A 10,306-nucleotide genomic window follows, 5' to 3' on the forward strand; every position below is an offset into this window, starting at 1 on the left:
CCGCCCCTGCCGTGGCGGCCGTCGCGATCACGAGGGCGCGGCGTGACGGGCCGCCCGCCGCGGTCCCGGGCGCGCGGATGCGGCGCACGAGTGCGCCGAGCACGAGGACGCCGACCGCGAGGTCGACGAGCGAGGGGGCGACGTCGACGACGGCGGCGCCCTGGCGGGTGACCGCGGCACCGCCGGCCACCACCGCGAGCAGGGCGACGAGGATCCGCCCGGCCCGCGGCCGCTGCAGCTCGGCCACGCCGGCGATCGCACCGAGCACGACGAGCAGCACGAGGAGCACGACGACGAGGAAGCCCTTGTCGCCCGTGCCGAAGGCGGCGATCACCGCCTCCTTCAGGAAGCCGGGCGTGAGGTCGATGACGAGCGAGCCGACCGACAGCAGCGGGCTGGCCGACGGATGCAGCACCGCGGCGACGAGCTCACCGGCGCCGATCGCGGCCGCGGCCGCCGCGATGCCCGCGCCTGCGGCGAGCGTGCGGCGCGCTCCGAGTTCGGTCACGCCGGATCATAGGCATGCGGACGGCCTGCCCCCGCGCGAACCCCGGTCGGATCCGGGATCCATCCGTCGTTCTCCGGACGTCGGCGAGAACACCGTGCTCGGCCGCCGGCCCCCCTGAACACCGCCGCCCGGCCCCGACGACGTCGGATGCGGCTACTTCTTGAGCGCCTTGATCACGAGGGCGAGCGCCTTGCCCGCGACCCAGACGAACGGGATGCCGACGGCGAGCAGCGCGACGGGGTTCGCCTGGAAGCGCACCCCGAGGCTGTCGCCGACGTAGGCGCCGATGGGCAGCGTGTAGCCGCCGCCCCCGCCGCCACCGCCGGCCCCCTCTCCGTCGGGGCCCTCACCCTCCCCGGCGCCGAAGCCGTAGGCGACGAGCGCGACAGGCACGAAGGTCGTGCCCTCGATGTCCTGCGGATCCCCGTAGACGGCCTTCACTCCGAAGGACTTCACGGTGTCCGCGAGCTGCACGGCGAGGTTGGTCATGGGAAGCACGCTAGCCCGCCGCCCCGTCACCCGCCGATCCGCACCCTGGGAGAGGACTGACAGAGCATCGCGGGTCCAGCCGATGCACGAACTCGCTCAGCCGAGCGCCGCTACCGTGTCTCGTCGCCCGCCCGGCGACCCCGCTTCCCGACAAGGAGATCCACGTGCAGACCTGGCCAGGAACCCCCTACCCGCTCGGGGCGACCTTCGACGGGAGCGGCACGAACTTCGCGCTCTACTCGGAGGTCGCCGAGAAGGTGGAGCTGTGCCTCTTCGACGAGGACGGCACCGAGGTCACCGTCGAGCTCATCGACGTCGACGCCTACGTGTGGCACTGCTACCTGCCGCAGGTGCAGCCCGGCCAGCGCTACGGCTACCGCGTCACGGGGCCGTACGACCCGGCGAACGGGCTGCGCTGCAACCGCAACAAGGTGCTCCTCGACCCGTACGCGAAAGCGACGGTCGGCGAGTTCGACTGGGACCGGTCCCTGTTCTCCTACACCTTCGGCGACCCCGACTCGACGAACGACGAGGACTCGGCAGGCCACGTGATGCTGTCGGTGGTCGTGAACCCGTTCTTCGACTGGACCGGGGACCGCACCCCGCGCACGCCCTACAAGGACACGGTGATCTACGAGGCCCACGTGAAGGGCCTCACCGAGCTGCATCCGGACATCCCGGAGGAGGACCGCGGCACCTACGCGGGCGTCGCGCATCCGGTGGTCATCGACCACCTGCAGAAGCTCGGCGTGACCGCGATCGAGCTCATGCCGGTGCACCAGTTCGTGCAGGACTCGACCCTGCTCGACAAGGGCCTCCGCAACTACTGGGGCTACAACACCATCGGGTTCTTCGCTCCCCACAACGAGTACGCCGCCACCGGCCAGCTCGGCGAGCAGGTGCAGGAGTTCAAGGCGATGGTCAGGTCGCTGCACACCGCCGGCATCGAGGTGATCCTCGACGTGGTCTACAACCACACCGCCGAGGGCAACCACATGGGCCCCACGCTGTCGTTCCGCGGCATCGACAACGAGGCGTACTACCGCCTCGTCGACGACGACAAGCGCTTCTACATGGACTACACCGGCACGGGCAACTCGTTCAACGTGCGGCACCCGCACGCGCTGCAGCTGATCATGGACTCGCTCCGGTACTGGGTGACGGAGATGCACGTCGACGGCTTCCGCTTCGACCTCGCCGCGACGCTCGCCCGCGAGTTCTACGAGGTCGACCGCCTCTCGACCTTCTTCGAGCTCGTGCAGCAGGATCCGGTGGTCAGCCAGGTCAAGCTCATCGCCGAGCCCTGGGACATCGGCCCCGGCGGCTACCAGGTCGGCAACTTCCCCCCGCAGTGGACCGAGTGGAACGGCAAGTACCGCGACACCGTGCGCGACTTCTGGCGGGGCGAGCCGTCGACGCTCGGCGAGTTCGCCGCCCGGCTCACCGGATCCGCGGACCTCTACGAGAACTCCGGCCGCCGGCCCGTCGCGTCGATCAACTTCGTGACCGCGCACGACGGGTTCACCATCCGAGACCTCGTCTCCTACAACGAGAAGCACAACGAGGCGAACGGCGAGAACGGCAACGACGGCGAATCCCACAACCGGTCCTGGAACTCGGGCGCCGAGGGCGAGACGGACGACCAGGCCGTGCTCGAGATCCGGGCTCGGCAGCAGCGCAACTTCATCGCCACGCTTCTGCTCAGCCAGGGCGTGCCGATGATCCTGCACGGGGACGAGCTCGGCCGCACCCAGGGCGGCAACAACAACTCGTACGCGCAGGACAGCGAGATCAGCTGGGTGCACTGGGACCAGTCCGACCACCCGCTCATCGAGTTCACCGCGGCGGTGTCGCGGCTGCGGCGCGACCATCCGATCTTCCGCCGGGCACGGTTCTTCGACGGCAGGCCCGCGAAGCGCGAGGAGGGCGCCCCGAAGCCCGACATCGTGTGGCTGCGGCCCGACGGCACCGAGATGCAACCGGAGGACTGGGACAGCGGATTCGGCAAGGCGGTCGGGGTCTACCTGAACGGTGACGGCATCCGCGACCGGGACCTGCGCGGCGAGCGCATCTCGGACGACGACTTCCTGCTCTACTTCAACGCCGCCGAGGAGGCGGTGCGGTTCAAGCTGCCGCCGAAGTCCTTCAACACGTCGTGGGACGTCGTCGTCGACACCGCCGGCAAGGCCGCGGACCGCACCTCCCTGAAGGCGGGCACCCAGCTGCCCCTCGAGGCCCGCTCGCTCGTCGTGCTGCAGGCCCACCAGGAGCCCGAGGTCGAGCCGGACCACTCCGTCGCGGCGTCGCTCGCGTCCTACGCCACCACGTCGGCCACCGGCCCCATCCCGGTGGTCGGGAAGGGAGGGGGCAGGTGAGCCCGCGCACGCCCGTCTCGACGTACCGGGTGCAGGTGCGGCACGCCTTCGACCTGCACTCGGCCGCCGAGCTCACCGACTACCTCACCGACCTCGGCGTCGACTGGATCTACCTGTCGCCGCTGCTCGAGGCGGAGCCGGGCTCGGACCACGGCTACGACGTGGTGCGCCACGACCGCGTCGACCCCGCCCGCGGCGGCGACGAGGGGCTCGTCGAAGCCGCGACGGCGGCGCACGCCGCCGGGCTCGGCGTGCTCGTCGACATCGTCCCGAACCACGTCGGCGTCGCCACGCCGAAGCGGAACCCCTGGTGGTGGGACCTCCTCACGTACGGGCCGGCGTCCCGCTACGCGGAGGCGTTCGACATCGACTGGGAGTTCGGGAACGGCAAGCTGAGGATCCCCGTGCTCGGCAGCGCCGACGACCTCGCCCGGCTGACGGTCGTCCCCGGCCCGGAAGGGGCCGTGGGCCGAGGCGACGAGCTCGCCTACTACGACAACCGGTATCCGATCGCGCCGGGCACGGCGGACGACGGCGCCGACCCGGTCACGGTGCACTCCCGCCAGCACTACGAGCTCGTCGACTGGCGCCGCGCCGACTTCGACCTCAACTACCGCCGGTTCTTCGCGGTGAACACCCTCGCGGCGATCCGCGTCGAGCTGCCCGCCGTGTTCGACGAGTCGCACGCCGCGATCCTCGACTGGGTGCGCCGGGGCCTCGTCGACGGCCTGCGCATCGACCACCCCGACGGCCTCTTCGACCCGGGCGCCTACCTCGACCGCCTCGCGGCGGCGACGGGCGGCGTCTACGTCCTCGTGGAGAAGATCCTCGAGGGCGACGAGCCGATGCCCGACATGTGGGCGACCGCCGGCACGACCGGCTACGACGCGCTCGGCGACTTCGACCGCGTGCTCGTCGATCCGTCCGGCGAGGAGCCGCTCACGGCGCTCGCGGCGCGGCTCGCGGGCGGTCCCGTCGACTGGCACGAGCTCGTCCACACGACCAAGCGCTCCGTCGCCGACGGCATCCTGCACTCCGAGGTGCTGCGCCTCGTCCGCGAGGGTGAGTGGGAGACCGGGCAGGACCACGACCGGCTCGCGGACGCGGTCGGCGAGCTGCTCGCCTGCTTCCCCGTCTACCGCTCGTACCTGCCGTTCGGCGAGGAGTACCTCGACGAGGCCGCCGACGAGGCCCGTCGCCGCCGTCCGGAGCTCGAACCGGAGCTCGACGCGGTGGTGCGCCTGCTGAAGGAGGTGGGCTCGCCGATCTCGCAGCGGTTCCAGCAGACGTCGGGCATGGTGATGGCGAAGGGCGTCGAGGACAACGCCTTCTACCGCTACCCGCGCCTCACGAGCCTCACGGAGGTCGGCGGCGAGCCGAACGTCTTCAGCGAGTCGGTCGAGCGGTTCCACGAGCGCATGGCGGGGCGGCAGGACCGCTGGTCCTCCGCCATGACGACGCTCTCCACGCACGACACGAAGCGGGGCGAGGACGTCCGCGCGCGGATCGACGTGCTCGCCGAGGTGCCGCGCGAGTGGGCCGAGACCCTCGCCGCGCTCGAGGCCATCGCCCCGATCGGCGACGAGACGTTCGCGAACCTGCTATGGCAGGCGACGGTGGGCGCCTGGCCGATCGAGCGGCACCGCCTGCACGCCTACGCCGAGAAGGCGTCCCGCGAGGCCGGCGTCTCGACCACCTGGACGGATCCTGACGAGGCCTTCGAGCGGCGGATGCACGCGGCGGTCGACGCCGTCTACGACGACGACCGGGTGCACGCGATCGTCGAACGGGTCGCGACGAGCCTGGCGCCGGCCGGGTGGTCGAACGGCCTCGCCGCGAAGCTCCTCCAGCTCGCTGCCCCCGGCGTGCCGGACGTCTACCAGGGCAGCGAGCTCTGGGAGACGTCGCTCGTCGACCCCGACAACCGTCGCCCGGTCGACTACGCGGACCGGCGGGAGCTGCTGAAGCAGATCGACGCCGGCGCCCTGCCCGAGATCGACGCGACCGGTGCGGCGAAGCTGCTCGTCGTCGCACAGGCTCTCCGCCTGCGCCGCACCCGGCCCGAGCTCTTCACCGGGTACACGCCGCTCGCGGCCACCGGTCCGGCCGCCGACCACGTCGTGGCGTTCGACCGTGGCGGCGCCATCGCCGTGGCCACACGGCTGCCCGTCCGTCTCGCCGAGTCGGACTGGTGGCGGGACACCGTGCTCGACGTGGGCTCCGCGCCGGTGCGCGACGTGATCACCGGGCGGGACTTCCCAGGCGGTTCCCTGCGGCTGGCCGACCTGCTCACGCAGTATCCCGTCGCACTGCTCGTGACCGAAGGGGGCAAGCCGTGACGATCCGCCATCCGCTCGCCGTGTGGGCGCCGAAGCCCGACCGGGTCCGTGTGCGGGTGCTTCCCGGCGCGGACGGGGGCCGGGGATCGGACCACGACCTCGTCCGGGGCGTCGACGGATGGTGGGAGCCCGCCGCCGGCGAGCTGACGGAGGTCGCACCCGACGCCGAGTACGGCTACCTGCTCGGCGACGACGACCGCGTGCTGCCCGACCCCCGCTCGCGGCGGCAGCCGCGCGGGGTGCACGAGGCGTCCCAGCGGTTCGACCCGTCGGTGCACCGCTGGCAGGACGACGCCTGGACGGGCCGCCCCCTCGCCGGCGGGGTGATCTACGAGCTGCACGTCGGCACGTTCACGCCCGAGGGCACCCTCGACTCCGCGATCGAGCGGCTCGACCACCTCGTGGCGCTCGGGATCGACTTCGTCGAGGTGCTGCCGGTCAACGCCTTCAACGGCACGCACAACTGGGGCTACGACGGCGTGCTCTGGTACGCGGTGCAGGAGACCTACGGCGGCCCTGCCGCCTATCAGCGGTTCGTCGACGCGTGCCACCAGCGCGGCCTCGCGGTGATCCAGGACGTCGTCTACAACCACCTCGGCGCCTCCGGCAACTATCTGCCGGAGTACGGGCCCTACCTCGCCGAGGTCGGCGGCAACACGTGGGGCGCTTCGGTGAACCTCGACGGGCCCGACTCGGACGAGGTGCGCCGCTACATCATCGAGAACGCGCTGATGTGGCTGCGCGACCACCACGTGGACGGGCTGCGGCTCGACGCGGTGCACGCCCTCGTCGACCACCGCGCGAAGCACCTGCTCGAGCAGATGGCGGAGGAGGTCGCCGTCCTGTCGGCGCACCTGCGCCGGCCGCTCACGCTCATCGCCGAGTCGGACATGAACGACGCCCGCCTCATCACGTCGCGGGAGGCGCACGGCTACGGCCTCGACGCGCAGTGGAGCGACGACTTCCACCACGCGCTGCACGTCGCCCTCACGGGCGAGACCACCGGGTACTACGAGGACTTCGCGGGGCTCGGCGTGCTGCAGCGGGTGCTCACGCACGGCTTCCACCACGACGGCACCTTCTCGAGCTTCCGGGAGCGCCACCACGGCCGGCCCGTCGACCGGCTCACCCTGCCCGCGCACCGCCTCGTGACCTTCGCGCAGGACCACGACCAGATCGGCAACCGTGCGACGGGCGACCGGCTCTCCGCGACCCTCTCCCCCGCGCGGCTGGCGATCGGCGCGGTGCTGAACCTCATGACCCCGTTCAGCCCGATGCTGTTCATGGGAGAGGAGTGGGGCGCCTCGACCCCCTGGCAGTTCTTCACCTCGCACCCGGAGCCGGAGCTCGGGAAGGCGACCGCCGAGGGCCGCATCGCGGAGTTCGCGAAGATGGGCTGGGACCCGGCCGTCGTGCCCGATCCGCAGGATCCGGAGACGTTCTGGCGGTCGAAGCTCGACTGGTCGGAGCCGCAGACGGGCGCGCACGCGGCGCTGCTCGACCTGCACCGGCGGCTGATCGACCTGCGCCACCGGCTGCCGGAGCTCACGGACCCGCGGTTCCCGACGATCGACGCCGTCGCCGACGACGCGGCCGGCACCATCGTGCTGCGCCGCGGCGGCGTGACCGTCGCCGCGAACCTCGGCATCGCCGAGTCGCGGGTTCCCGCTGCGGGGTCGCTCGTGCTCACCACGGCGCCGGGCGTCGCCGTCGACGGCGGCCGGCTGGTGCTGCCCGCCGAGTCGGCCGCGATCACCGTCGCCCTCTGAGCCGGCCCGACGTCCCTGTGCCGGCTCCGCGCCCGCGTGGGGGCCCGGCCGGCCGTTCTGGACGGGCACCTGCACCTGCCACGCGAGAGGCGAGAGGTGCCGGTCGGGGGCCTCCCGGGATGCGGGACGGTCAGTGGTCGAGCGTCGCGAAGACGACGAGGTTGTCGGCGTACACGCCGTGGACCTCGTCGAACGGCTCGCTGCAGGTGATGAGCCGGAGCTGCGGATCCGGCGTCGGGCCGTAGACCGCCGAGGTGGGGAACAGCGCCTTCTGCACGACCTTGGCCGACGTGACTGTGAAGTCCAGGGTGCGGTGGTCCGACATCCGCACCTCGATCCGGTCACCGGGCCGCAGCAGGCGGAGGTCCACGAAGACCGCCGCGCGCTTCGTGGTGTCCAGGTGGCCGGCGAGAACCGCGGCGCCCGTGTCACCCGGCACGACGCCGTTCGCGTACCAGCCGGCGTCCGGCCACTGCGTGGGTGGCTGGAGCACGCCCTTCGCGTCGCGCGACAGCGTCTCGAGAGGGGCGTCGACCGAGATCCGCGGGATGAGCACGCGTGTCGGCACCGCGGTCGACCTCGGGACGGGCGCCGCCGTCCGCGGATCCTGCAGGCCCCGCGCGGCGCCCCGCTCGACGTGCTCGGCCGCCAGCGCGAGCGCGCTCGCTCTCGACGTCCCCGCGTGGTGGCCCGCGCCCTCCCGCATTGCGGTGACCGCGGCCCCGGCGGCGACACCCGCGTCCGCGAGCACCGCCGCCGTGATCAGGGCCGCCACGACGCGACGGCGCAGCGGCCGGCTCGACGAGGTCATCGGGTGGGGAGGTCCGCCGTCCGCCTGCGGGCCAGCAGCGCACCCGCGCCGGCAGCTCCGAGCGCGGCCAGCGCGGCGAGACCGGCGGCCACGGGGGCGAGGCCGACCGGACCGGCCAGGCCGCCGGCGCCCGTGTCGATCGACCCGGTCGGCGTCACCGCCGCCGCGGAGCTGTCGAGCACCGTGCTGACCGTGAGGCCGTGCGAGGACGTGTCGAGCACGAACAGCGTGTGCACGCTGCCCGCCGGCAGGGAGACGTTCATCGTCCTGCTCGTGGAGCCCGAGGTCATGGTGACCGGCACGGTCCCGGCGGGAACGTCCACGTAGCCGCTCGTCGTCGCGAACTTCGCGGACGACGCCACCGTGGTGGATCCGGCCTTCACCGTGACGGTGGGGTGCGTGGTCGACGCCTGCAGCACGCGCACGCGGGCGGACCCGGATGCCGGCGAGCCGAGCGCATCGCTGTACACGTGCGTCTGGAGGTCCTTGTTGAGCCCGACCGCGGCGACGGTCTCGGCCTTGCCCTGGCCGACGCTGACCGAGGCCTTCACCACGGGCGTCGTGCCGGCCGGGGCGCCCGCGGGCACCATCGCGATCGCGTAGGTGCCGACGGGCAGCTTGATGTACTGGGACACCGCGCCGTAGCCGACGCTCGACAGCTTGTACAGCACCGTGTCGCCGGACAGGCTCGACAGGGTCACGTCCACCTGCTTGGTGTCCGGGGACAGATGCGCCACCCGCACCCAGCCGGTGGCGGCCGCCGCCGACGCGGGCGCGACCGGGAGCAGGGCGATGAGCACGGCGCCCAGAAGCGCCGCCATGGCGGCGAGGGGGCGAGACGGCATTCCCACGAGGACTCCTTCGATTCAGGACGAGGGGACGAAGGTCGGATCGGGAGCGAACGTGGCGAGCACGCCGGCGTCCGTCGCATCGATGGTCGACGTCGCATACGGGCCCCGCAACGCCGACAGGTACCGCAGCACGGTGCCGGTCGCGTCGGCGTCGTGGGGCACCGGGTGCCCGTCGATGGCGCTGATCAGCACCTGGCGGCGCACGGTCCCAGTGTCGCCCTTGAGGGCGGGGAAGCCGCCGATCGTCAGGCGATGCACGGCGAGCAGCTGACCGAGCACGATCGAGACCCGGCTGTCGACGTCGCCGCCCTGCAGGAGCGCCCGATCGGCTCCGTCGACCGTGAGCCGGGGGTTCGTGGCGAGCTCGGCCCCGGTCTGCCGCCGGGCGTCGGCCGCCCGCCCCTCGGCCGCGCTGGGCGGCGCGCTCGAGGGGGTCGGTTCGGGCGAGCTCCGTACGGCACGGACGTCGACCGCGGTCGCGCCGCTGCCGAACCGGGCGACGGCGAGCGAGCGCGCGAGCGTCGCACGCGCGGCACCCGTCGAGGCGTCGAGCGCGTCGCCGGTCGTCACGAGGTAGTCGGCGCTCGACCAGGGGGCGGAGCTCGGCGCGGGAGCGTCGTCCGCTGCCGCGTACCAGCCGACCGCGGCGCGGGCGCCGTGGGCGAGGTCGGGCCACACGCCGAGGTCGACCAGCACCACCTGACCGGGCGGCACGGAGGTGTCGACCCAGCGCTGTGCCCGGCTCAGCGGCTGACGTGCGCCGGTCTGCAGCGCCGGGAGGGAGACGATCCACACGACGGCGGCGACGACGAGCAGGGCGACGACGGCCATCAGCCAGCCGGATCCGACCGCGCTCGTGAGGAACTGCGGCCGCCCGAGCGCGACGATGGCGCGGTCGATCACCATCGCCGTCGCGACGGTGAGGAGAGGAAGCAGCAGCACGATCGGCGCGACCGCGTCGCGGCCGTCGGGCCAGAACGCCGTCAGCGCGGTGAGGGCGGCCACGGCGGCGACCGGGACGAACCACCGGGACCGCGCGGCGAGGATCACCGCGACGATGCCGATCAGCAGCGACAACGGGTCGGTGCGCAGCCAGGCCACCGCGCTCGCGGCGCCGGCGGCGGGGAACGCCGCCTGCGCGGCGGCGGCAGCACCGATCGCGTC

Annotated in this window: 7 protein-coding genes and 1 pseudogene; 3 read left to right on the forward strand and 5 right to left on the reverse strand. The window is 72.8% G+C overall.

The window, feature by feature from the left end:
• Nucleotides 1-508, reverse strand: a pseudogene (locus JWQ92_RS11310) (oxidoreductase); the annotation flags it as partial.
• Nucleotides 509-661: 153 nt separating this feature from the next.
• Nucleotides 662-997 (reverse strand): hypothetical protein, encoded by a 336-nt coding sequence (locus tag JWQ92_RS11315; RefSeq protein ID WP_297344562.1) that lies wholly within the window; start codon nt 995-997, stop codon nt 662-664.
• Between the two features lie 164 nt (nt 998-1,161).
• Here JWQ92_RS11315 and glgX point away from each other — a divergent pair, with 164 nt between their 5' ends.
• From glgX to treZ, 3 genes are read left to right on the forward strand one after another with little or no spacing between them, the layout of a single operon-like run.
• Nucleotides 1,162-3,372, forward strand: a complete 2,211-nt coding sequence (gene glgX, locus JWQ92_RS11320; RefSeq protein ID WP_297344563.1) for a glycogen debranching protein GlgX — start codon at nt 1,162-1,164, stop codon at nt 3,370-3,372.
• Entirely contained in the window at nt 3,369-5,711 is a 2,343-nt protein-coding gene (gene treY / locus JWQ92_RS11325; RefSeq protein ID WP_297344564.1) for a malto-oligosyltrehalose synthase, read from the forward strand. The genes glgX and treY overlap by 4 nt, the downstream gene beginning before the upstream one ends.
• The gene (gene treZ / locus JWQ92_RS11330; protein ID WP_297344565.1) at nt 5,708-7,480 is read left to right on the forward strand and encodes a malto-oligosyltrehalose trehalohydrolase; all 1,773 of its coding nucleotides are present in this window, start codon (nt 5,708-5,710) and stop codon (nt 7,478-7,480) included. The genes treY and treZ overlap by 4 nt, the downstream gene beginning before the upstream one ends.
• Nucleotides 7,481-7,610: 130 nt before the next feature.
• Here the strand turns inward: treZ and JWQ92_RS11335 are convergent, their stop codons facing one another.
• The 3 genes from JWQ92_RS11335 to JWQ92_RS11345 form a co-directional block, all read right to left on the reverse strand.
• A complete protein-coding gene (locus tag JWQ92_RS11335; RefSeq protein WP_297344566.1) occupies nt 7,611-8,291 on the reverse strand; it encodes a class F sortase in 681 nt (226 codons plus the stop codon).
• Entirely contained in the window at nt 8,288-9,136 is an 849-nt protein-coding gene (locus JWQ92_RS11340; RefSeq protein WP_297344567.1) for a DUF4397 domain-containing protein, read from the reverse strand. Before JWQ92_RS11340 ends, JWQ92_RS11335 begins: the two co-directional genes overlap by 4 nt.
• Nucleotides 9,137-9,157: 21 nt before the next feature.
• On the reverse strand, nt 9,158-10,306 hold a 1,149-nt coding region (locus tag JWQ92_RS11345), incomplete at its 5' end, for a hypothetical protein (protein WP_297344568.1).

This window comes from Amnibacterium sp. (genome assembly GCF_025463795.1).
Classification (GTDB): Bacteria; Actinomycetota; Actinomycetes; order Actinomycetales; family Microbacteriaceae; genus Amnibacterium.

Excerpts from the sequence above, each read along its gene's own strand:
- JWQ92_RS11340 (WP_297344567.1), bottom strand. The coding sequence starts at position 9,136 with ATGCCGTCTCGCCCCCTCGCCGCCATGGCGGCGCTTCTGGGCGCCGTG.
- JWQ92_RS11335 (WP_297344566.1), bottom strand. The coding sequence starts at position 8,291 with ATGACCTCGTCGAGCCGGCCGCTGCGCCGTCGCGTCGTGGCGGCCCTG.
- JWQ92_RS11315 (WP_297344562.1), bottom strand. The coding sequence starts at position 997 with ATGACCAACCTCGCCGTGCAGCTCGCGGACACCGTGAAGTCCTTCGGA.